The sequence below is a fragment of the Hymenobacter sp. NBH84 genome (assembly GCF_014217645.1).
GTDB lineage: Bacteria > Bacteroidota > Bacteroidia > Cytophagales > Hymenobacteraceae > Hymenobacter > Hymenobacter profundi.
Genome location: NZ_CP043644.1, coordinates 2,361,945 through 2,384,589, shown reverse-complemented (window position 1 = coordinate 2,384,589; position 22,645 = coordinate 2,361,945). Strand labels below are relative to the sequence as shown.

Genomic DNA, 22,645 nt, shown 5'->3' with positions numbered 1-22,645 from the left:
TTGCGTCTCGTCGTCCGCGCCGCGTGGCCGATGTCGTTCAACGGCGAGAAGCAAATATGCGTCTCTACATCGTTCGAGCAGCTTAGGCTAACCTTGTAACCGATGGCGTGTTTAGTAGCTATGGAAACCGCTCACCCCGACCTGCAATACCCCATCGGCCGCGCCCCCGCCCGGCCCGAAACGCCCCTGACGCCCGCCGAGCGCGCCGCCTATATCGAGCAGATTGCCGCGCTGCCGGCTCAGCTCACGGCCGCCGCCCGGCAGGCAGGGGGCGTGCGCCTGGAGCAACCCTACCGCCCCGGCGGCTGGACGGGCCGGCAGGTCATTCACCACGTGGCCGACGTGCACCTGAACTTCTACCTGCGCTACCGCCTGGCCCTCACCGAGGACAACCCCACTATCAAGCCCTTCGACCTGAACGCCTGGGCCGAGCTGCCCGATGTGGCGGCCACACCCGTTACGGTGTCGTTGGCGCTGCTGGAGGCATTGCATACGCGTTGGGTTACGCTGCTGTGGCATCTCACGGAGGAGCAATGGCAGCGCACATTCTACCATCCCGCCTACGACATCACTTACACCCTCGACCAGGCTTTGGTGCAGTATAGCTGGCACGGCCGGCACCACTTGGCCCACGTGGAGCTGCTGAGCCGGGAGGGGTAGGGCAGCCCGCAAGGCGGGGTATTCCCGTGGTGCAGCAAATTGGCAATGTGGGCGTTGTGTAACACAACGGTCCACGGCACGCGTATGCATAGGGTATATGACCGATACTACTTCCTCTTCTTTTACCAAAAAATGCCCCCACTGCCAGCAATGGTCGGCGTGGAACCAGCGCCCCAACGACCGGTGCGAGCACTGCGGCGGATTCCTGGACCCGCGGGCGCAACGCCGCGTTGCGGAAGAAAACCGAAAAGCCAACGAACCAAAGGAGCCATCCCTGTTGGAAATTCAGTCGGAGGACAACGTGATAGTGCGGTTTTTTAAGCGCATGGGCCGGGCCGGGCAGGTAGTATTTGGGGCTATTCTGGCCTTCTTTATTGCGGTTATCACCTTTGTAGCGGGCTAGGGTGGGCGCGTGGCCTGACCTACGCCGGCCCTTGCTGTTAGGTAGCATGTTGCTTTACGCGGCGCTGTACCTCAACCGCCACGCGTGGCACTACCCGATGCCGTCCTGGCTCTCGTCGCACGGCGCCGACCTGCTAGCTATGCCCATCCTGCTGAGCCTCACGCTGGCCGTACAGCGCTACCTGTTCCCGCAGTTCCGCCGGCTGGTGCTCCCCGACTCGTGGCTTCTAGGCGCCTGGCTGGCTGTGTCGGTGTGGTTTGAGGGCATATTACCATACTTCTCGGCAGTAGCCGTGGCCGATGCCCTGGACGTGGCAGCATACGGAGTAGGCACGCTGGCCTTCCGGCGCTGGCTCAACCGGCCCGACTAATGCCCTACCAGTTGCCCGGCAATATCGGATAGGGTAGGACCAGTGTAGGTGGGCGCGGGCGCCAGCGGGTACGTAGCCTGACCCGGCCGCGCAACGAAAGCCGCCTGCAAACCCGCCCGCAAGGCTCCGCCCGTGTCCCAGCCGTGGGCTGCCACCAGGAGTGCATCGGCGGGGACAACCCCCAGCTGCTGGCACGCAGTGAGGTAGGTATCAGGATGAGGCTTGTAGCGCTTCACGTCATCAATGCTCAAGAGCTGCTCGAAGAAGGACGTTAGGCCAGCATACGCTATCTGCTTGCGCAGGGTAGAGCCGGGTGAGTTGGTGAGCGTCACCATCCGAAAGCCTGCTTGTTGGAGCATGGTCAGACCTTCCACTACATCGGGGTGGGGTGGCAGCTCGGCGATGAGCGTGAGTAGCTCCTGCTTGCGAGTAGCCGGGCGAGCAGGCTGCCCCAGGCTTTGGGCCAGCATATCCAGGGCCGCATCGCCAATCTGCTTGAAATCGTGGTAGGCTTGCGTCACAGTGTCTACCAATGAGTATTGAAGCAGCAGCGAAAACCACTGTTTGAACGCAAATTCAGAGTTGAATTCCTGATTGACGGCCTGTTGTAGCTTGCTCATATCGAGCAAGGTTTCGTTGACGTCGAACAACAGCAGCTTAGGGCGGGCAGGAGGGGTAGGCATGAAAAGAAGTTGGTAGTTGTCAGTTAGGAGTTGTCAATAACGTACGTGTGGGGCTGCGGAGCGGCCATAGGTTTGTAGCAGGTATAGCGTAAAACCGACTGCGCCGCGTAGCGGTGCAAGGATGTATAAGATACTCTTGCACTGCTACGCGGCACTTGGTTCTGACCACATCAGACAATACTACAAACCTGTAGCCGCTCCGCGGCCCCACACGTACCGTTACTGACAACTACCAGAGCCCCGCCTGCCGAATCTGCTGGGCCAGCGCCGCAGTGCGGGGCGCCGGGCTGGCCAGCAAATCGGCGTAGACCACCAGCGGCGGGGCGCACTGCTCTGGATCAGGCAAGAGCGGGGAAAAATACGGATTCAGCAATTCTACGGGTCCCCGCTGGCAGGGTACCAGTTGTAGGTGATGCGCCAGTTGAGCACGGGGTAGCGTGCTGTAAATTGTGAGCAAAGGCGGTGGATCGGCGGAGATGCCCAGCAGCCGTTGAGCGGCGGCCTCGCCGCTCCAGACGCACCCTGGGGGTAGGGGGTAGGGCCAGTCGGGCGGGGCGGCCGTCAGCCACCGGTAGCGTTGCGGGTTCAGACGGTTGCGCAGGGTAGAGGCATAGTACCCTACCCAGTGCTCTACCACCGCCGGCCGCAGGGCTACCCACCCGGCAGGATCGGCCGACCACAGGGCATGCTCCTCCAAGTAGGCCAGGGTGCGCACCACCACCGAGGGCGAAAAGCGGGTGGTTTTGGCAATTTCCCGCACCGGACAAGCCACCAGTGCCGGCGTACGCAACAGATGAAATACCAGGCGCATACCGGCCACGTTCAGCCGGGCCGGGGGCGCGGTGGTAGGTGCTGTTGGCGTGGGGACTGCTGCCGGCGCTGGGGCTGCCTGCTGGTAGCCGCGCAGGGCCACGAGTAGGCCTGCCGCGTGCCGCAGCCAGGCGTTGCCGGCCGCATCGGCGTAGCAGATACCCCGCGCCCGCAGATGCGTACGGGCCTGTTGCGATATGCGCTCGGCCACTACCAACAAGGGCGGGCCAGACTGTGTGAGGCGGTCGAGGGCGCCGGTCCAGGTGGTGTCGGCTACCAGGGGTAGGGCCACTACGCTAAAGCAGGCGCTAGCGCCCAACTGCCAGGTTTGCTGGGCTGCGCCGGCAGCCGGCCCCGCGCTGATACGGGTAGCCAATGCCTGCTGCAACCCCAACCGAACCTGCTCCAGCAGCACGGAGGCAGAGAATAGGGATGACAAAATACGGTACCGGCCCTACGTAGCCGGAATAATCAGTGGTAGAGGAAAGGAGAGAAAGTAGGTGCGGGAGTGGCCCTAAACAGCAAGACCGGCGCTGGTAGCCAGCCCCGGTCTTGCGTGTGCGTCGGCGCGGCAAAAGCCGTGCTTGCAGTAGGCTAGTAATCCGTGTTTTGCGGGTCGAAGTTGGTCCAGCCAGTCAGCCAGTTATCGGCAGTGGTGCCCGTGCCCGAGAAGGCGCCGATGTAGCTCACTTTCGTGAAAAAGCTGTCCGTCACTTTGCTATCCGAGAAATCAGCGGCACTGCCGGCGGCAGTGGCGGCCGTAGCGGGCGAAGCGCTACGAGGGATAAAGCTTGGCGCCGTTAGGTTGAAAGGATTGAGCAACTGCACGTTATCAGAAGTAGTATAACGCTTGTTGCCGCCGGCCTTCAGCCAGGTGAGCGGCCCTACTGCCGCGCCCCAAGCCGAGGAGTCGGAGGCCATAACGTTGTTTACCGTTAAGCTGCCGGCGCCACCGCTACCCCCAACGAATATAATGCTACGCTGGCCAGCCGTGGAGTTGGAGCCCGTTAGGCTACCCGCCACAAGGTTATTCTTGAACTTAAGGTTGCCCGCGGCGGCGTTACCGGCCGTCAGGTTGTGGTCGATGAGTACGTTGGTCGGATAGCCCATAATAATCGAGTTCATAATGCTGATGCTCGAATTACGACGGATGTGCGCACCGGCCGTGTACTGGGGGCTGTAGTTGGCTCCGTTGGCATTGATGATGGGACCAACCGCCGTCACGTTGGAGAATACCGCCGAGGTCTGGGGAGTAGCCGGAGTGGCCTTGCTGTCGTTGTCCGACTCAAACGCCTTAGAGCCCGATTGGTCAGCCTGCAGCGGGTCGCGCAGCGACACGGCAAACTGCACCTTGCCAGCGAAACCGTTGTCAGTGTCAAAGTCGTCGTCAAACGTACGGTGCGACACCAGGTATTTGGCATTCACCGTGCCACCAAACCACTCAAACGCGTCGTCGCCACTGAACGAAATCTGCACGTGGTCGATGGTAGTGCCGCTGCCTACGCCGGCCAGCGTCAGGCCGTTCACCTCGTTGTCGGGCGAGAAGGCTACGCCGCCAAACTCGATGCGCACGTATTGCAGAGTACCAGAGTTGTCAGCTTTCTGGTCTCCGCCATATTTCGTGCGAGGGCCACCCTCAATCTGGGGCTGTGAGGTACCGGTGAGCGTATTCACCGGGGCATTGCCAGCAATGATGAGGCCGCCCCAGTCGCCGTAGTTGCGGGCGCCTTTGGGCTGGTTGGAAGTGAAGATAATGGGCTTCTCAGCGGTGCCCATCGCCATAATCTTCGCGCCGGGCTCAATAATCAGAGCGCCTTTGGTGTCTTTGTCGCCTTTGATGATGGTGCCGGGCTCAATGGTGAGCGTCACGCCCGACTGCACGTACACATAGCCTTTCAGCAAGTACTTGTTGCTAGCCGTCCAGGTGGTGTTGGTCGTGATGGGCGCATCTACCGATACCGATTGCCCAGTGCTGGGCGTGGTGGGGGTGGTAGGGGTAGTGGTGCCTCCGCCTGTTTGGTTGGGGGCGGGGGTGGTGTCCTCCTTGCTGCAAGATGCGAGGCTAGCAAGTAAGGCGGCCGCCAGGGCCAGGGAACGAGTATGCTTTTTCATATGGGGTGAAATGAAAATGGGCAATAGGGAGTAGGGGAAGGCAGAGGTTGGTTACGGCACTGGGGTGAGCGGACGCGTGCGGGGCTCCAGGTTGAAGCGCAGACCCAGCGTGTAGTAGGTGCCGCGGCGGTAGCCCGTCAGCGACGGATCAGCGCTGGAGTACTTCTTGTCGCGGTTGAAGTCCTGCACCAGGTTCACCTTCTGGTTCAGCAGGTCCTGAATACCGGCGTTCAGGGTCAGGCGGTCGGTAATCGTTTTGGTGAGCGACAAATCCACGGTGTGGCGGGGCAACTCAATCACGTCGGGGTAGTCGATGCTGCCGGCAAACAGGATGCGCGGGCCAAACACGTTGTACAGCGCCGACACCTGCCAGCTGTTGTCGGGCGTCTGGTAGTACAGGCCACCGTTGAACACGTAGGGCGACTGGCCTTGCAGGGCGCGGTTCCTATCCCAAGCCACAATGTTTTGGCCCAGCGATACTTCACTTTTGATCAGCGAAGCGTTGAACACGGCCGACAGGTTGCGCAGGCCCGTGGTGCCAAAGGCGTCGTCCAGGAAATTCAGGCTCTTTTTAATGTCTACTTCCACCCCGTAGGCGTAGGCGCTGGGCGCGTTGGCAAAGGTGTACGCCAGGTTGGTGGTCAGCACGGCCACGTTCTCGATGGGGTTCGTGAAGTGCTTGTAGAAGGCGCCCACGTGGATCAGCTCGCCGCTGCTGGGGTACAGCTCATAGCGCATATCGAAGTTGTCGATGGTGGCTACCTTCAAGGGCGAGTCGGGGTTCAGGTACAACGAGCCGTAGTTCAGCACGTTGAAGTCGAAATCGTAGAAGAAGAACGGCGCGGCTTCGCGGAACTCGGGGCGGTTCAGGCTACGACCGTAGGCCAGGCGCACCAGGTTTTTCTCGTTGAAGTTGTAGCTGAAGTTGGCCGAGGGCAGCACGAAGTTGGTGGTCACGTCCTGCTCTACCGGCTGCCCGTTGATGCCCGTGGCAATGGATTGCACGTTGCGCTCGTAGCGGGCGCCAGTCACCACTTTCAGCTTGGTAGTGAGTGGGATGTTGAACGACACATAGCCGGCTTCCAGCTCGTTGGAGGCATTGTAGCGGTAGGTCGAGTTCAAGTCCTCATCCATGCGGAACCCGTCCGAGCCAATGTTCTGCGGGTTGAAGATGTTGCCCACGGCCTCGTTGCGCAGGCCCTGAATACCGCTGGTGTTCAGCGAGTAGCCAAAAGCGCGGGCGTTGAAGTCACGCTTGCGGTACTCCAGGTAGGTGCCGGCGCCGATTTCCACGGTGCGGTCGGCCACTACCACGTTGTGCTTCAGGTTGGCGTTGAGGGTGTAGCTATGCTCGCTGAGCTTCTGGTAGAGACGGCCAGCGTTGTTCACGTCCACCTGGCCGGTAGCCGGCGTTAGCACGGTTTCGGTCGGCGCGCCGCCATCGGTCGTAGCCGGAATCGACTGGTAGGACACGCGGCGCAGGTCGGGCTCGTTGCGGCTGGAGTAGCCGTAGCCGCCTACCCAGTCCAGCTTCGTTTTTTCCTTGTTGAAGGAGTGCTGACCGGCCAGCTGACCCGTGTAGGTGGTGCGACCCTGGTAGCCCAGCAGGTAGTTGTTGCGCACCTGCTGCCCGTTGTTGTCGAAGCCCTGGCGGGTGGTCACCTGGTTGCGGCCCTGTTGGTTGAATAGGTTGCGGAACTCCAGCCGGTCGCCGTTGTCCAGCACCACGTTGAAGTTCTGGATAGCGCCCAGACGGATGCTGTTGGTGGACTGGTTGTCCTTGAACTGGTCGGTGCGCTCACCCGATACGTCGTACAGGTTGCGGTCAATCTGGAAGTTGGTAAAGGTGTTGGTGTAGTTCACCGACGTGATGCTACCAATCTTCAGGTTGCTCAGGTTGATCTGGTCCATGTAGGCCGCGTTGAAGCGGATGTCCGGCATGGCCTTCATCTTATAGATAGGGAAGGTGTTTTCGAGCTGGCGGGCGTAGAAATCACGCTCGTATTGCTGGTAGGCCGTGCCCAGGGTAGGGAAGCCGCCGGGCAGGCTGCGCTTCACTGCGCCAAAGCCAAAGGCGTCGCCGGCCTGGGTTTTGTCGCTGTAGAAGTTCTTGCCCGTGGTGCCGTCGCGGTAGCCCGAAGAGTAGTTCACCGTGAGCAGGCGCTCGTTGAAATTGGGCTTGCGCAGGTACACTTTCACTAGGCCACCGGCAAAATCGCCCGGCAGCTCCGGCGAGGGGTCTTTGAACACCAGCACGCGGTCAAGCAGCGAGCTAGGCACCACATCAAAGGAAAACGACTTGCGGTCAGTTTCCGAGCTGGGGGCCGTCACGTCGTTCAGCCACACCGTATTATATCGGTCGCTCAGGCCCCGAATCTGGATGAAGCGGTTGTCGACAATCGTCACGCCCGGAATGCGGCGTACTACCTCGGCCGCGTCGCGGTCCTGGGTTTTTACAATCTGCTCCGACGAAATACCGCTTACCACCACGTTGGCCTGGCGGATTTCCGTAATCACGGCCATTTCGGTGTTGGTGCGGCGCACGCCCGTCACCACTACCTCGCTGAGCTGCTTGTTGTCCGACTCCAACGTGGTAGTAATCACCGTCGTTTTGTCGGCTACCACTGCCACTTTCTGTACCGTGGTGGGCTTATAGGAAACCGAGGTTACTACCAGGGTATACTCCCCAACAGGTACTTTCTCCAAGATAAAATCACCGTCTACCCCGGTTGGGCCGCCTAGGGTAGTGCCTTCCAGGTGTACCGTGCCCCCAATCAGAGGTTCTTGGGTGGTAGCGTCCTTCACAGTGCCCCGAACGGTGCCCGTTTGGGCCAGGGCTGCGAGGCTGCTCAGGTTGAGCAGCAGAAAAAATAGTAGAGTAAGAGGGTGCCGCATAGGTTTGAATTATGCTGCAAAGCTCCCCCGGCTAGATTGCCCTATTTTGTCCCGATTGTTAAGTGATTGTTATGGAATGCGCAGGTATATGACGCCTGTATTATCTACTGAATAAGTCAGATTAATCGAAGATGATGGTTTTGTTGCGGTGCACGAACACATGCTCGTTGAAGACCAGTTGCAGGGAGCGGGCCAGCACGATTTTCTCCACGTCGCGGCCGGCTTGGGCCATGTCCTGGGCGCTGCGCGTGTGGTCGATGGGGATGACGCTTTGGGCAATGATGGGCCCTTGGTCGAGCTGCTCGTTGACGAAGTGCGCCGTGGCCCCAATGATTTTCACGCCCCGCTCGTAGGCCTGCGCATAGGGACTGGCCCCCACGAAAGCGGGCAGGAACGAATGGTGAATGTTGATGAGGCGGTTGGGGTAGGCCGCCACAAAGTCCGACGACAAAATCCGCATGTACTTGGCCAGTACTACAAAATCGGGTTGGTAGCCGGCCAGTACGGCCAGCACTTCGACCTCGTGGGCCTCGCGGGTGCGGTCGGTGTGAGGCAGGTGATGGAAGGGAATGCCGAACTGCTGCGTGAGGGTGCCCAGCACCTCGTGGTTGCTCACCACGGCCAGAATCTCGGCATTCAGCTCCCCGAAGGCGTGGCGCACTAGCAGCTCGCCCAGGCAGTGGTACTCGCGGGTAGCCAGCAGCACAATGCGCTTAGGGCAATTATCAGAAAGGCGCAACACCGCCGTGGGCGGCAGCACGGCCCGCAGCTCCTGTTGCAGCGCCTCGGCTTCGAAAGTGCCGGCAAACTCTGTGCGCATGAAGAAGTGGTTGTCGTGGCGCTCCACAAACTCGCCGTTGCGCAGGATGTTGAGGCCGTGCCTAAACAGCACGCCAGTAATCTTATAGACGAGGCCCGGCGCGTCCGGGCAATGAATCAGCAGGGTATTAGCCATAGAAGGGTAGGGTAGCGCCACAAGAATACAGAATGACGGCCACAAAAAAGCCACAGTAGAAGTTAGGGCTACAGAGCTGCCTACCTGTTACCGAACAATCAGCCAACGCAGCCTACCAGTACGCCCCTCTCATGCTGAGCAAGCCGTATTGTTCGGCCAAAGCGCTCAGCAGCACACTCGGTAGGGTGGAAAAGGCCGAAAGTTACACTCTTCGTGGCCTAACCCAAAGGCGCTGGTGCCCGTTTGAAGGGCTATGAACGAAGAAAATAAACTGAGTCGTCGTCAGATAATCAGTGGGTTAGGCGCCAGTCTGGCCGTAGCTGCCGCGGCGCCGATGCTGTCGGCCGAAGCAGCAACCGCTACCGATAAGGCTGCTCCCGTTGTCCTCAAAGATCCTACTACCGCCTACCCCAAACCGCCTTTCAAGGCGCAAGAGCAACCCTGGCCAGCCTTGGCTAGCAAAATGGAGCCGCGCCCCGACCACGGCGAAACCAGCTATAAAGGTTCGGGCCGCCTGAAAGGCCTCAAAGCCCTCATCACGGGCGGCGACTCTGGCATGGGCCGCGCCGCCGCCATTGCCTACGCTCGCGAAGGGGCCGATGTGGCCATCAACTACCTACCCGCCGAGGAAGCCGACGCCAAGGAAGTTATCGACCTGATCAAGAAAGCGGGCCAGAAAGGCGTAGCTATTCCCGGCGACCTGCGCGACGAGGCCTTTTGCAAGAAGCTGGTAGACGACGCCGTGCGCCAGCTCGGCGGCCTGGATATCCTGGTGAGCAACGCGGCCCGGCAACAGTCGCACGAGTCGATTGCCGACATCAGCACCGAGCAGTTCGACTGGACCATCAAGACCAACATCTACGCGCCGTTCTGGCTGATGAAGGCGGCTCTACCTCACCTCAAGCCCGGCGCCAGCATCATCGGCACTACCTCCGTGCAAGCCACCGACCCCTCGGCCAACCTGTTCGACTACGCCCTGACCAAGGCGGCCACCACCAACTTTGTCCGCTCGTTGGCCAAGCAGCTCGGGCCGAAGGGCATCCGCGTGAACGGCGTAGCGCCTGGCCCCATCTGGACGCCCTTGCAGGTAGCCAAAGGTGGCTCTACGCCCGAGAAACAGAAAACCTTCGGCGAAGATACGCCCCTGGGCCGCCCCGGCCAGCCGGCGGAGCTGGGCTCTATCTACGTGCAGCTCGCCGATCCATTGGCCAGCTATTCTACAGGCCAGATTTTTGGTGCGGCCGGCGGCAACGGGTTGCCATAGCCGTATAGCATATAGTTGTAATGAAAACGCCCCAGCGGATGCTGGGGCGTTTTCATTACAACGGGTTGTTCACTTTTAGTGCCTGAAATAGTCGCCCTGCTCCAGGTCGGCCAGAAGGGATTTGTGGGTAGGCTGCCAGCCCAGGCGCTGCTGCGTGAGGGCGCTGGAAGCAGCCAAGTCGAGGCCCGCGAAGCCCGCCATCCAGCCGAAATGTGCGCCAGCTTCTTCCGGCGACTTACTCACAACGGGCACGCTCAAGTGGCGGCCGATTACTTCAGCAATGGTCCGTATCGGAATATCTTCGTCGGCTACGCCGTGGTAGCGGGCGCCTGCCACGCCTTTTTCCAGCGCCAGCCGGTAGAGCCGGGCCGCATCGAGGCGGTGCACGGCGGGCCAGCGGTTGTGGCCGTCGCCCACGTAAGCCGCCTCGCCCTTTTCGCGGGCAATGCTGATGAGGGTAGGCACAAAGCCGTGGTCGCCGGCATCGTGCACCGAGGCGGCCAGGCGTACCACCATCGCCCGCACACCCTGGGGCACCAGCGCTAGCGCCGCGTCTTCTGAGTGGCGCATGGCGGGCACCTTGGCGTTACGGGCATCCTCTTCGGTCAGCAACTCACCGTTCTGTGTGAGGCCAGCGAAGCCAGACGTAGCAATAAAGGGCCGGTTTGAGCCCGTCAGGGCAGCGCCCATGGCTTCTATGGCACAGCGGTCTGCTTCGGCCGCGGCGGCGTACTGCGTAAAGTCATGAATAAACGCGCAGTGAATGACCCCATCGGTTTCGGCGACGGCGCGTTGCAGGCTGTCGAGGTCGTTGAGAGAGCCGCGGTGTGCCTGAGCACCGGCAGCAGTTAAGGCTTGAACGGCTTCTTCGGAGCGGGCGAGGCCGAGCACCTGGTGGCCCGCGCCGAGTAATTCCTGTACAACGGCCGAGCCTACGAAGCCCGTAGCGCCGGTAACGAAAATGCGCATATGTGTGGTTGTGTGAAGTGTGATGCTGATGACTCCACAAAAGTCCGGCAAGCAGAGCGTAGCACGTCTGCGCGGATCAAACCATCTACTGAAGAATTCAAACAAAGGAGAAAGGCGTTCTAAGAAAAAGCAGCCCGTCACGTCGAACTGGTCGAGACGTGACGGGCTGCTTTTTGATGGGCCTCTTTCTTCCTACCCTTCTACCCCCGAAAGGCCCCTGGCACTAGCCCGGTCTGGCGCTTGAAGAAGTTGCAGAAGTGCGCCACATCGGCGAAGCCCAGGCTGTCGGCAATTTCCGAGACGGTCCAGGTGGTTTGTTTTAGCAGCATCCGGGCTTCTTGGGCTACCCGGTTGCTGATGAGGGTGGTCGTGGTGTGGCCGGTGGTATCCTTAAGTGCCCGGTTGAGGTGGTTGACGTGCACGGCCAGCGCGTCGGCGTAGTCTTTGGCTGTGCGCAGGGGTAGCTGCTGCTGCGGGGTAGCCAGCGGAAACTGCCGCTCCAGCAGGTCAGTGAACAGCGCTGCTACTCGCGCCGAGGCGTTGTGGGCCGGCGTTTGGATAGGAACCGGCTGAAGTTTCTGTCCCGCATGAATCAGCTCCAATAAGTAAGCGCGCAGCAGATCATACTTGTAGGTATACGTGGAAGCCATCTCACGCTCCATTTTCTCGAAAATAGGAGCCAACGCAGCATGTTCGTCGGGGCTGAGGGGTAGCAACGGGCAACCGCCCGGTTGAAAAACGGGCAGTTCCTCCACAGCCAGCGCACCTTTCACGGGAAGTAGAAATTCTTCGGTGAAGATGCAGAAATGCCCCGTTTGGTCCTGGTCGTGGGGAAGCCAGCGGTAGGGCACTCGCGAGGTAGCAAACCACAGAGCCGGCCCCGCCACCTCCACGGCTTGATCGGCATATTCGATGCGGCTGCGGCCCTGAATCAGGCTGATTTTGTAGAAGGCACGCCGGTCAAAGGTCATCGGCGGCCGCTCGTGACGCCGCCGCATTAGCACGGCCACGTTGAACACATTGAAATGGCCGATTTCCCGTTGCAAATCCGCTGGCGGCATCACGCCCGCGTCCCCATTATCCTGCTCCGCAATCTTGGTATAAAAGGCTTCGAGAGAGTTGGGGTCCATAACCAATGGTTGTAAAAATCAAAGGTAATGGTTTAGGCTGTACGAGTGGGTAGTAGCGACGAAGCGATAGATATAGTAGCAGGACGAATAGGTTCCCTAGGTTTTATCAGGCGGCGTAGTATCGGTTTGTCACTGGCGCGGCAGCGAAGACTCTAAGAATCTGTTTGCGTTAGTTGTTGCACGATGTAGAGACACATAGTTGCGTCTCGTCGTTGAACGGTTTCGGCCACGAGGCGCAGACAACGAGACGCACATATGCGTCTCTACATCCTCTAAACGATTATTCAAACGCAACTAACGTCTTAAATATCTTCAATAGGTAAGTGTTGATTATCTGATGCTTACTTAAAATAAGGACACTTACAGCGCTAGTAGCGCCAGCTTACCATCGGCGCTGCTAACGAGCACGCCGCGGCCCGGCACGAGGCGGGGCGTGTTCACCATATCTGCGCCCAGAGCATACCGCCAGCGTACCTGCCGCGTGGTTTTGTCTACGGCAACTACCTGCCCAAACGTGGTACCGAATACCACCAACTCGCCACTCACCACCGGCATGGAAGCTGAAAAGTCCTGCCCGAAGCCTGCATTCAGGCTCCAGGCCGGCTGGGGTGCCGCGCCGGGGCGGGTGTGCCAGGCCACCACACTGTCCTGCATGGTCTTGGCAACGAGTAGGCCGCCTTGCGCATCACCGCCCAGCGACTCACGCACGCGCCAGCGGCCATCAGCGGCTACCGGTTGGCCGGTGTGCAGGTCGAAGCCGTGTAGCTGCTCGTCGGGGGCTACGGTGTAGACGACGCCTTGCTGGATAACGGGCGTGCACATGGCCGGCGAGTAGTAGTGGCTGTGCTGCTCGTTGCGCCACTGCCAGGCCAGGGTGCCATCGGTGGTGTTCAGAGCGTAGAGCGTTTTATTCCAGTTGCCAAATACGATTTTTCCATCGGCCAGCGCCGGGGCAGCTGGCGGAAAGCCCGCCAGCTGGGTGTGCGCCCAGCGCACCTTACCGGTAGCCAGATCAAGGGCACGGAAGGTCAAGTCGCTACTGCCGATATAGACTGTGTTGTGGTCGATGAGGGGCGAAGCCAGCACGGCCCCGCCGGTTTTCACCCGCCACAGTACCCGGCCGGTGCGGGCGTGCAAGCAGTAGATCGTGCTATCGGCCGAGCCGAATACTACACGCTGACCTGCTACGGCCGGTGAAGAGTAAATGGACTGCCGACTTTTAAACGTCCAGTTGGGGGTAGCATCACGCAAGGAAAGCGACTTGAACTCGCCTAACAAGTTGCCGATCAACACCGAGTTCTTCCACACGGCGGGCGTGGCCACCAAGTTGCCGCGGTCCTGGTAGTGCCAAATGGCTTTGCCCGAAGGGTAGGCTGGGGTAGGCAGTACGGGCGCTGCCGCTTGAGTTGCTACTCTGGGCGGCCGGCCCGCGGCAAACCGTGCCCATGGGGCCAGCGCCGGCTGCCCCGGCTGCACCATGCGCAGATGCACGGAGTCGGGCGTGACGGCTACCACGTTGTAAGCCACGTTGCCTTCGCGCTGCTGCGCCGTGCGGGTCATGGCGCCGGGCAGGCCGCCGAAGTCAAACACCTGGTTCACGTGCCCGTGGCCGCAGAAAATAGCCTGCGTTCGGAAGTGGTGGAGCTGCGCCAGCACGGCGGGCGCATTACTCAGTTGGTCGTTGAGGGGGTAGTGCGCGAAGAACAGCACCGGCTGGGTAGGCGGCGTGGCGCGGGCCAGGCTATCGAGCCAACGCAGCTGGTCCTGGGGCACGTAGCCCCGGCTCATGCGGCCATACGGGCCGGTGCTCACGCCCACGAGGCGCACGCCCTGCACATCGGCCACAAACTTCTGGTCGTGCCACAACTGGTTGAAGGCCAGTCCGCCGCTGGCCGACCAGCCGGTGTCGTGGTTGCCGGGCAGGCAGTAATAGGGCTTGTTGAGCTGATCGAGCAGGGCTTTGGCTTGTTGGAGTTGATCGGTGAGGCCGAAGTCGCTCACATCGCCCGTCACTACCACAAAGCGGATGCGCGGGTTGCGGTTGATATCGGCCACAATGCGCGCCAGGCTCTTGTCGTTGCCAGCCTTGCCGATGTGGGTATCGGTAATCAGGGCAAAGCGGAGGGTGTCAGCCGGGTTGGATTGCGCCAGCGCGCCGGCACTCGGCCAAAGCAGGCAGATAGTCAGCAGGCGAAACAGGAAACGAATAGACATAGGTAGGAGCGAGTCGTAAACAGAAGGGCTGCCGAACCGTGGCAGCCCTTTGTCAGCGTGAGTGGTTGAAGAGCAGGTATTTCAGTAGCTGATACCTACTTCGAAAAGCGCAGCTCGGCTACCACCGGGCGGTGGTCCGACGCGTAGGTTTCGGCCACTACCTGGTGGCTCACCACCTGAAAGCGGGCCTGCGGAGCGAACGTGATGAAGTCGATAGCCTTGGTGGGCGTCACCACCGGGATGGTAGGCGCGCACGACTGGCAGGTAGGCTTGAGAGCGGTAACCACCTGCTGCATCACCGGCGAACTGGCCTCCGCGTTGAAGTCGCCGGCTACCACGAACGGCAGCTTCTCCGCCTGCGCCAACCGCACCAGTTCCGCCGCTTGCAGCTGGCGGTTCTGGTCGGTGCGCTGGGCGTCGAAGTGGGTGCAGCCGAGGCGGATTTTCTGGCCCGAGGGTAGGGAAATGGTGGCCGCAGCCAGTACGCGCGGCTCACCGTTGGTGCCGTCCTGGGTAGGCAGGCGGTGCACCATGGTGTCTTGCAATGGGTAGCGCGACAGCAGCGCCACGCCATAGGCGCCGCCGTCGTGCGGAATGGCCCTGCCGAAGTAGGCGTGCATGTGCAGTTGCTCGGCCAGCTCGCGGGCCTGTTGGCTGCCGGCGCCCGAGCGGCCGGTGTGCACGTCTATTTCCTGAAGCATCACCACATCGGGGTGTTGGGCCTCAATGGTGCGCGCAATGGCCGGCAGGTCGATGACGCCGGGGCGGCTGGGCGGGCTGCAATGGTGCACATTGTAGCTCATCACGCGCAGGGTAGGGGCCGGCGCCACGGGCGCGGGGGCCAGTGGGGTAGGTGTTGGGTCGGCCGATTTGGTGGCGCTGCACGCCAGCAGTAGCGGCAGGAGGCAGGAAAATAGGTTCTTCATACTACCAGCCAGGATTCTGGCCCAGGTTTGGGTTGCGCTCCAGCTGCACCAGCGGCATGGGCCACAGGTAGTTGCGCGGCGCCGTGAAGGTTCGGTTGCGGTTGACGATGATGAAGCCGTTGGCGTCGGTGGGCTGGTTGGCAACGTCAGCGGCCGAGCGTGCCCAGGCTTTCTTCATGCCCTTCACGTCTTCGGCCAGCAGGTTGCCTTGCTGCCAGCGCAGGATGTCGAAGTAGCGCTGGCCTTCGAGGGCCAACTCCACGCGCCGCTCGCGGCGCAGCTCGGTGCGCACGTCCAGGCCGTTAGTGGTCAGCTCCGCGAGGTTCATGTTGCGCATGCCCACGCGCTGGCGAAGCTTGTTGATGGTCAGGTCCACGTCGGCTTGCGTGAGCTTGCCTTGCTCCAGGCGGGCTTCGGCGTAGATCAGCAGCACCTCGGCCAGGCGAATCAGGTGGATGTCGTTGGCGTCGCGGCTAACCTGCCCTACCGTGCTCAGCTCCACGTACTTGGTGAAGTAGTAGCCAGTGATGGTGACCGAGCCGCGGCGGTCGGAGCGGAACTTGGGCGTGGTATACACGGCCGGGTTGGTGTTCTGCGGGTTGCCGTCGAAGCGGCCGCCCCAGGCCGCGCCGGGCTGCAAGATGGTTTGCACCATGCGCGGGTCGCGGTTCTTGAACACGTCGGCATACGTGGTATCCTTATACAGCGGCGACTTCTCGATGGGTAGGCCATCACTACACAAATAGCTATCCACCAACGATTTAGTGGGGTTCCAGCGGGCGTTCTGGTCGGGCACCTGAATCTCGCGGCTCAGGTTGTGCATGGAAATATCGGCCAGGTGGGTGCGGGCCAGGATGGTTTCTTTGTTGGCGCCGGCCGCCAGCTTGCCGGCGTAGGTGAACAAGTTGCGGTAGGCGTTGGCGGTGCCGCCAGCAGTGTAGAGCTGGTACACGCCCAGGTCCATCACGGCTTTGGCGGCCTGCTCGGCCGCGGCGTAGCGCTGGTTTTGCAGGGCCACGCGGGCCTTCAGGGCCAATGCCGCGCCCCGGCTAATGCGGCCCAGATTGGCTCCCGTAGGAATGGCGGCGGGTAGGGCGGCCGCGGCTTCGTCCAGCTCTTTCAGCATGAAGTCAACCACCTCGGCGCGGGGCGTGCGGGTGCCGTACACCAGCGGATCATCGATTTCCAGCGGGGTCGTCACCAACTGCGCGTCGCCGTAGAAGGCCGTGAGGTAGCTGTAGAGGTAGGCCCGAATCACGCGTACTTCGGCGGCCAGGGCTTCCTTGCGGGCGGGGTCGGTCACCTCGGCGCGCTGGTAATTGGCCAGAAAGGCGTTGCAGCGGCGAATACCGTCGTAGCTACCCGTCCACTCGTTGTTGAGGGCGCCAATGTCGTTGGTGAAGTTGCCGCTGGCAATGCGCTGGTAGTCCGTGACAGAAGGCCAGATGGTGTTATCGCCCAGATTCTCCATGTCTACCGTGTTCTTGGCTTTCAGGTAGGCGTAGCAGGCGTCGGTGGCCAGGCGTAGCTGTTCTTCGTTTTCCCAGTAGGTTTCGTCCACCAGCTCATCCAGCGGCACGCGGTCCAGAAAATCATCCTGGCAGGCGCTGGTTAATAAGCTCAGGCCCAGTAGGCTGTATACTACAAAACGTTTCATATCAAGAAGAAGGAAAAGACTATTGAAGCGTGACGTTGAGGCCGAACACCACCGTTTTCACCTGGGGGTAGAAGCCGCCCTGGCTCACCGGCGACTCGGGGTCGTAGCCGTAGAAGAAATCCGAGCGCGTGAAGAGGTTATCGGCCGAGGCGTAGAGGCGTAGGCGGCTGACGCGCACCCGCTGCGTGAGGGAGGCGGGTAGGGTGTAGCCCACCTGCACGTTTTTCAGGCGCAGGTAGCTGGCATCTTCCAGCCAGTAGGTAGACAGGCGCTGGTTGTGCGACTGCTGATAAGTGAGGCGCGGGTAGGAGCTGCCGGTGTTCTCGGGCGTCCAGCGGTCCAGGTGAATCTCCTGGGGTAAACTTCCCTCGCTGATGTAAGCGTGGCGGGCAGGCCCGTAGATGTACCCATCGGCCTGGCCTACCCCCTGAAAGAAGATGGTGGCGTCTATCCCGTGCCAGGCGGCGTTGGCCCGCACGCCATAGGTGTAGCGCGGAATGGCGCTGCCAATCACCTTCCGGTCTTGGTCAAGGGAAATCACACCGTCGCCGTTCAAGTCCTTGTAAATCAGGTCGCCGGGCTGCACTGGGTCGCCGGCAAGTACCGGGAAGCGCGGCGTGTAGCGGTTGGTGCCGGCGTCGAGGTCGAAGTCGGAGGTCTGCGCAATGCGGTCGGCCACCAGACCGTAGAAGGCGTCGATGGGCTCATCCAGAAAGCGCACCCGGTCGCCGAAGGTAGGCGGCGTGCCGCCCAGGCTCACTACTTTGTTGCGCACGTCGGAGAGGTTGCCCGACAGGCCGTAGGAGAACTCGCCTACCTGGTCGCGCCAGCTGGCCTGCACTTCCCAGCCTTTGTTTTCCACCTTACCGGCATTCTGCGACGGCTCGGTGGCGCCCAGCACGTCGGGCAGCGCCACGCGCAAGAGAATATCGTTGGTGCGGTTGATGAAATAGTCCCCGCTCACTGTCAAACGGTTGCGCAGCAGGCCCAGGTCAATACCTACATCGGTTTTCTGCACCGATTCCCAGGTGAGGCGCGTGTTGGGTAGGCCGGTTTGAGCGTAGCCCAGCGTTTGCTGGTTGCCGATAGGCATGGTGCTCACTGGCCCAATGGTAGCCAGGTAGGGATAGTCGCTTCCTACCAAGTCGTTGCCCTGGGTGCCGTACGACGCCCGGATTTTAGCCAGCGGCACCACGTCCCGCAGCCCCGCGAAGAAGGCCTCCTCCGAGAAAATCCAGCCCACAGAGCCCGAACCGAACAGGTTCCAGCGCACATCGGGCGAAAAGCGTGAGGAGCCATCGTAGCGGAAGTTGCCTTCCAGCAGGTAGCGGTCCTTGAAAATGTAGTTGGCCCGGCCAAACACCGAACGCAGCGCGTTCTGGTAGGCCTGTCCGTTATTCAGCTGATTTTCAGTACCCAAATTAATGGCACCCACGCTTTGCGTCGGCAACGATTGGCGGCTGGCCGTTAGGTCTTCCCCTACCGTCGATTCCTGCGAGGCAGCCAGCAGCAGCTTCACGTCGTGCTGATCGGCAAAGCGCTTCTCGTACTCGGCCATCCCGATAAAGGTCTGGTAGGTACGCATGTAATTGGCCCCGCTGATGGTGTTTTTGGCGTTAGTCTGATAAATCAGCGAGTTATCGAGGGGGCTGTAGTAGTTGATGGTCTTGGAAAAAATATTGCGCTTGGAGCTGTACGTCACCAGCCCGTACTGCCCACGCAGCCGGAAGCCGTCGAACAAACGCAGGGTGCCGCGCATGTTGGCCGTTAGCTCCTGGGAGCGGAAGTTGTTGGTGCCGCCGTCGGTGGTCACAGCCACGGGGTTGCGCTGCCCACCTATATAGCCCCAGCCCCCAGTGGTGAAGCGCACCGGCACCAGCGGCAGAATCTGCAACGTGGCGTATAGCGGCCCCGAGTTCGACCCTACACCCTCCGACGAGCCCTGCACTTCGCGGTTGATATAGCCCAGGTTGGCGTCCAGGTCCAGGCGGTCGGCCAGGGTGGCGCTCAGGCGCACGCGCACGTTGTTGCGCCGGGCCTGGTAGTTGTCGCCGGTGATGAGGCCGCCCTCTTTGAGGTTGCCGTAGGACAGGTAGTAAGTCAGGTTTTTGGCCCCGCCGTTCAGGCTCACGTTGTGGTTTTGCTGGGGGGCGCTTTTCTTATATATCTCGTCAATCCAGTTGGTGTTGGCGAAGTAGTTGGGGTCGGAGCCATTGCGGGCCGTTTCTATTTCGGCGTCGGTGTAGGTAGGCACCCGGCCCACGTTGCGCTGGGCCTCGTTCAGCAGGGTCATGTAGTCCACCGAGCCCAGGGTCTTGGGGAGGGCGGTGGGCGTCTGGAAGCCGAAGTAGTTGGTGTAGGTAAGGGCCGGGGCCGCGCCTTCTTTGCCGCGCTTGGTGGTCACCAAAATCACTCCGTTGGCCCCACGCACCCCGTAGATAGACGACGAAGCCGCATCCTTCAGCACCGAAATCGACTCGATGTCATTGGGATTCAGAATGTCCAGGTCGCCGCCCGGCACGCCGTCAATCACCACCAACGGGTTGGCATTGCCCAGCGTGCCTATCCCCCGAATACGAATGGAATTGCCGTTACTACCCGGTAGGGCCGAGGAGTTGACCACCGTCACGCCCGGCATCAGGCCTTGCAGGGCCGAGGTAGGGTTGGTGATGGGGCGGTCGGCAATGTCAGTGGCGCTGATGTTGCTCACGGCCCCGGTCAGGTTCACCTTTTTCTGGGTGCCGTAGCCGATCACCACCACCTCCTCCAAGGACTTGGTATCGGGCGCCAGCCGGATGTTGACGGTGGCGCGGTTGTCCAGCGCCACTTCCTGCGTCAGATAGCCAATGAAGGAATACACCAGCGTGGTCGCGCCGTCGGGCACCGTCAGCTGGTAGCGGCCCTGGGCATCCGTCACGGTGCCGGTGGTGGTGCCTTTCACCAGCACGTTCACGCCGGGAAGGCCGCCGCCCGCCTGGGCATCCAGCACGGTACCTTCTACCACGCTGGCCGGGGCGGCGCTGGTGGGTTTGGTGATGGGTAAGGGCTCCACCAGGATGCGCTCGGCCACCACGCGGTAGCGCAACTGCAAGGGTTGTAACACCCGGTTCAGCACGTCGTCGAGCTGCTCGTTGGTGGCCTCCACCGTCACTTTGCGGTCCAGGGGTAGGGTGTTGGCGTAGGCAATGGGCACGTGGGCCACAGTGCTGAGCTTCTGCAAGGTCTGGCGCAGCGTCTTGCCTTGTAGCTGCACGCTAACCCGCTGATGAATATTGAGTTGTGCCTGCTCGGGCGAGGTCCACGCTACCAGCGACAGACTCAGCAGGCCCAGGCAAACCGGTCGCGTCAGGACGCACCGAGCCGCCCCCATGCGGGAGTAGAAATTTTTCAGCATACTTTTGAAAGGTTTGTTTTTAGATGATTCCGCGGCGGCTATGTCCAGTAGCTGCCGGGGCAGGCCAGGGGCCGGGCGTGTTTGCCGCACGTCCGGCTCTTTTTTTAGGGGTAGGGAAAAGGTTGAAGCGAGTAAGCAGGTGAGAAAAACAAATCAACAGCCCGCACCCTGTAGAATAACGTGCTGTTCTTGAAGTGTATAAGTGCTGCCCGTAAGGGCGGAGAGAATTTCCAACGCATCGGTCAACGGCTCCTGGCCAAACTCCACCGTGAGCCGGCACCGCAGCAGTTGCTCCGAGTTCAGCGTGATGCGGACGCCGTAGCGCTGCCCCAGCTTGTCCACGATTTCGGGCAGCGCAGCTTGGTCGAACACCAAACGGCCTTGCTGCCAGGCAATGCTTTGGGCGGGGGTAGGGGCCGGCTCCACCGTCAGCGCCGACGCGGCCAGCACCGCTTTTTGCGCGGGGCGCAGCGTCACGGCCCGTGTACTGGCTGAGTCCTGTACTACCACTTTGCCCGTCAGCACCGTCACTTCTTGCTGCCGGGCGTGGGGGTAGGCATACACGTTGAAGCTGGTACCCACCACACGGGTGCGCAGCCGGCCACTGTGAATAATGAAGGGATGCGCCGGGTCTTTGGCCACTTCGAAATACGCCTCGCCGCGCAGCTGCACCTCCCGGGTGTTTCCCGCGAAAGTGGCAGGGTAGGACAAAGTGCTGTTGCCGTTGAGATGCACCACGCTGCCATCGGCCAGCACCAGGCGGGCTCTCTGGCCAGCGGCCGTGTGCTGCTGCCGGTAGGCCACAGCAGGCCTTGGGCGGGCGCTCCGCAGCCAGTATGCCGCGCCGGCCACCAGCAGCAAGGCCACCATAGCCGCTACCGATAGCCACCGCATCGGGCGGCGCGCTACGGCAGGTGCCGGGGTAGGGGCCAGCGCATTCAGGCGGGCCTCTAAGGCGGCTACGGCCGCCGGCGCCGGATGCTGGGGTAGGCGGTGGCGCTGCAACGCGGCGTAGTGGTCCAGCACTTCCTCTAGCTGCGCCGGAGTGGCGTGCAGCAGCCACTGCCGAAAGACCAGGTGCTCGGCCTCCGTGTGCCGGCCCGCCGCGTATTTTTCCAGGAAGGCGTGATAGTGGTGCGCGTCCATACAGCTGATTTCGCCCTTAAGACGAACAACTGCGGCCCGCGGCCCCTTTGATCACAAAAAGGTAATATGCCGTGTGGGCTGGTTTAAAGCGTATACAACGCCCACCAGAACGACAACGACTGCCAGGAGACTGTTTGCCTTAGCTAAAAGGCCGCTGGAACGGTGTAGAGACGCATAGCGTCTCGTCGTTGAACTACACGGCGCGGACGGCAAGACGCGAATACGCGTCTCTACACCGTGCAATCACTAACGCAAACAGCTTCTTAAAAAACGCTCGGCAGTAGCCCGCAGATAGCCAGCTGCACCACGGCATCGCTGTGCAGCAGTAGGTTTTTCTTCACGTAGTCGATGGCGGCGTACAGCTGCTTCTTCACCACCGATTTAGAGATATCCAGCCGCTGCGCAATTTCGTCCAGCGACAGTTCTTCCTGGGTACGCAACAGGAAAATCTGCCGGCGCTTGGTGGGCAATTGCCGGATCAGGGCCTGAGCCTGCTCGTGGTATTGCTGGTTGATGAGTGCCTGATCGGCGGGCTGCCCGCAGGGGGTAGCGGCCGCGTGCACCTCGGCGTAGGCACTGAGCTGCCGCTGCTGCTGTCGCACCTCGTCGTACACCAAATTCTTGGCGGCGCGGTACAGATACTGCCGAAAGCTGGCAATGGCTGGCAGCTGCGCCCGCCGCTCCCAGATGGCAATAAATACCTGCTGCGCCAACTCCTGCGCCGTTTCCTCGGAGCGCGTGAAGAGAAAAATATAGCGCTGCAACCCATGCAGATACGTGCTGTAGAGCTGCGTAAAGGCCCGTCGGTCACCGGTGGCTACGGCCGCGAGCAGCCTACTCTCTTCGTGTGGAAAGTTCATGCCCGTAGTTTTTACGAAGATACTCGACAGGGTAGGGTAGGAGTGGTTACTGAATCGTTACCAGATTGTTATTCCTTATCGGAGTGGGCGTTGCCCGGCAGGATAGCACTATGCAGCTTGCGCCTGCGAGGTAGGGAGGAAATCCTACCGTATTGGTTGCTTAACCGTCCTGCCGCTCTCTCCTCGGCGCGGCGGGC

The 22,645-nt window shown here is 61.2% G+C and carries 17 protein-coding genes; 4 read left to right on the top strand and 13 right to left on the bottom strand.

Features of this window, described 5'->3' with window-relative positions:
* Nucleotides 1-102: 102 nt before the first annotated feature.
* The 3 genes from F1C16_RS09965 (at nucleotide 103) to F1C16_RS09955 (ending at nucleotide 1,433) form a co-directional block, all read left to right on the top strand.
* Nucleotides 103-660, top strand: a complete 558-nt coding sequence (locus tag F1C16_RS09965; RefSeq protein WP_258049098.1) for a YfiT family bacillithiol transferase — start codon at nucleotides 103-105, stop codon at nucleotides 658-660.
* Nucleotides 661-757: 97 nt separating this feature from the next.
* On the top strand, nucleotides 758-1,063 hold the full coding sequence (locus F1C16_RS09960) for a hypothetical protein (RefSeq protein ID WP_185284164.1): 306 nt from the start codon (nucleotides 758-760) through the stop codon (nucleotides 1,061-1,063).
* A gap of 46 nt (nucleotides 1,064-1,109) precedes the next feature.
* Entirely contained in the window at nucleotides 1,110-1,433 is a 324-nt protein-coding gene (locus F1C16_RS09955; RefSeq protein ID WP_185284163.1) for a hypothetical protein, read from the top strand.
* Here F1C16_RS09955 and F1C16_RS09950 read toward each other — a convergent pair.
* The 5 genes from F1C16_RS09950 to purU all read right to left on the bottom strand — a co-directional run bounded on the left by F1C16_RS09950 (nucleotide 1,430) and on the right by purU (nucleotide 8,888).
* A complete protein-coding gene (locus F1C16_RS09950; protein ID WP_185284162.1) occupies nucleotides 1,430-2,116 on the bottom strand; it encodes a haloacid dehalogenase type II in 687 nt (228 codons plus the stop codon). The two genes, F1C16_RS09955 and F1C16_RS09950, sit on opposite strands and share 4 nt — an antisense overlap.
* Nucleotides 2,117-2,345: 229 nt before the next feature.
* Nucleotides 2,346-3,365 (bottom strand): type IV toxin-antitoxin system AbiEi family antitoxin, encoded by a 1,020-nt coding sequence (locus F1C16_RS09945; RefSeq protein ID WP_185284161.1) that lies wholly within the window; start codon nucleotides 3,363-3,365, stop codon nucleotides 2,346-2,348.
* Nucleotides 3,366-3,520: 155 nt separating this feature from the next.
* Complete coding sequence (locus F1C16_RS09940; protein WP_185284160.1) at nucleotides 3,521-5,038, bottom strand: T9SS C-terminal target domain-containing protein; 1,518 nt, start codon at nucleotides 5,036-5,038, stop codon at nucleotides 3,521-3,523.
* Between the two features lie 51 nt (nucleotides 5,039-5,089).
* Nucleotides 5,090-7,933 carry a TonB-dependent receptor gene (locus F1C16_RS09935; protein WP_185284159.1) on the bottom strand — a complete coding sequence of 948 codons (2,844 nt, stop codon included), beginning with the start codon at nucleotides 7,931-7,933 and terminating at the stop codon, nucleotides 5,090-5,092.
* Between the two features lie 121 nt (nucleotides 7,934-8,054).
* Nucleotides 8,055-8,888, bottom strand: coding sequence for a formyltetrahydrofolate deformylase (gene purU / locus F1C16_RS09930; RefSeq protein WP_185284158.1), 834 nt, complete (start codon nucleotides 8,886-8,888; stop codon nucleotides 8,055-8,057).
* A gap of 253 nt (nucleotides 8,889-9,141) precedes the next feature.
* Here purU and F1C16_RS09925 point away from each other — a divergent pair, with 253 nt between their 5' ends.
* Complete coding sequence (locus F1C16_RS09925; RefSeq protein ID WP_185284157.1) at nucleotides 9,142-10,152, top strand: SDR family oxidoreductase; 1,011 nt, start codon at nucleotides 9,142-9,144, stop codon at nucleotides 10,150-10,152.
* A gap of 75 nt (nucleotides 10,153-10,227) precedes the next feature.
* On the opposite strand, the gene F1C16_RS09920 is transcribed toward F1C16_RS09925, so the two are convergent.
* The 8 genes from F1C16_RS09920 to F1C16_RS09885 form a co-directional block, all read right to left on the bottom strand.
* Entirely contained in the window at nucleotides 10,228-11,121 is an 894-nt protein-coding gene (locus tag F1C16_RS09920) for an SDR family oxidoreductase (RefSeq protein WP_185284156.1), read from the bottom strand.
* A 200-nt stretch (nucleotides 11,122-11,321) separates the two neighbouring features.
* Nucleotides 11,322-12,251, bottom strand: a complete 930-nt coding sequence (locus F1C16_RS09915) for an AraC family transcriptional regulator (RefSeq protein ID WP_185284155.1) — start codon at nucleotides 12,249-12,251, stop codon at nucleotides 11,322-11,324.
* Between the two features lie 360 nt (nucleotides 12,252-12,611).
* Complete coding sequence (locus F1C16_RS09910) at nucleotides 12,612-14,465, bottom strand: PQQ-binding-like beta-propeller repeat protein (protein WP_185284154.1); 1,854 nt, start codon at nucleotides 14,463-14,465, stop codon at nucleotides 12,612-12,614.
* 95 nt (nucleotides 14,466-14,560) lie between these two features.
* The gene (locus tag F1C16_RS09905; RefSeq protein ID WP_185284153.1) at nucleotides 14,561-15,391 is read right to left on the bottom strand and encodes an endonuclease/exonuclease/phosphatase family protein; all 831 of its coding nucleotides are present in this window, start codon (nucleotides 15,389-15,391) and stop codon (nucleotides 14,561-14,563) included.
* A 1-nt stretch (nucleotide 15,392) separates the two neighbouring features.
* Complete coding sequence (locus F1C16_RS09900; protein WP_185284152.1) at nucleotides 15,393-17,048, bottom strand: RagB/SusD family nutrient uptake outer membrane protein; 1,656 nt, start codon at nucleotides 17,046-17,048, stop codon at nucleotides 15,393-15,395.
* Between the two features lie 19 nt (nucleotides 17,049-17,067).
* Nucleotides 17,068-20,442, bottom strand: coding sequence for a TonB-dependent receptor (locus tag F1C16_RS09895; RefSeq protein ID WP_219733475.1), 3,375 nt, complete (start codon nucleotides 20,440-20,442; stop codon nucleotides 17,068-17,070).
* Nucleotides 20,443-20,595: 153 nt separating this feature from the next.
* Nucleotides 20,596-21,588 carry a FecR family protein gene (locus F1C16_RS09890; RefSeq protein WP_185284151.1) on the bottom strand — a complete coding sequence of 331 codons (993 nt, stop codon included), beginning with the start codon at nucleotides 21,586-21,588 and terminating at the stop codon, nucleotides 20,596-20,598.
* 263 nt (nucleotides 21,589-21,851) lie between these two features.
* Nucleotides 21,852-22,448 carry an RNA polymerase sigma factor gene (locus F1C16_RS09885; protein WP_185284150.1) on the bottom strand — a complete coding sequence of 199 codons (597 nt, stop codon included), beginning with the start codon at nucleotides 22,446-22,448 and terminating at the stop codon, nucleotides 21,852-21,854.
* Nucleotides 22,449-22,645: the final 197 nt, after the last annotated feature.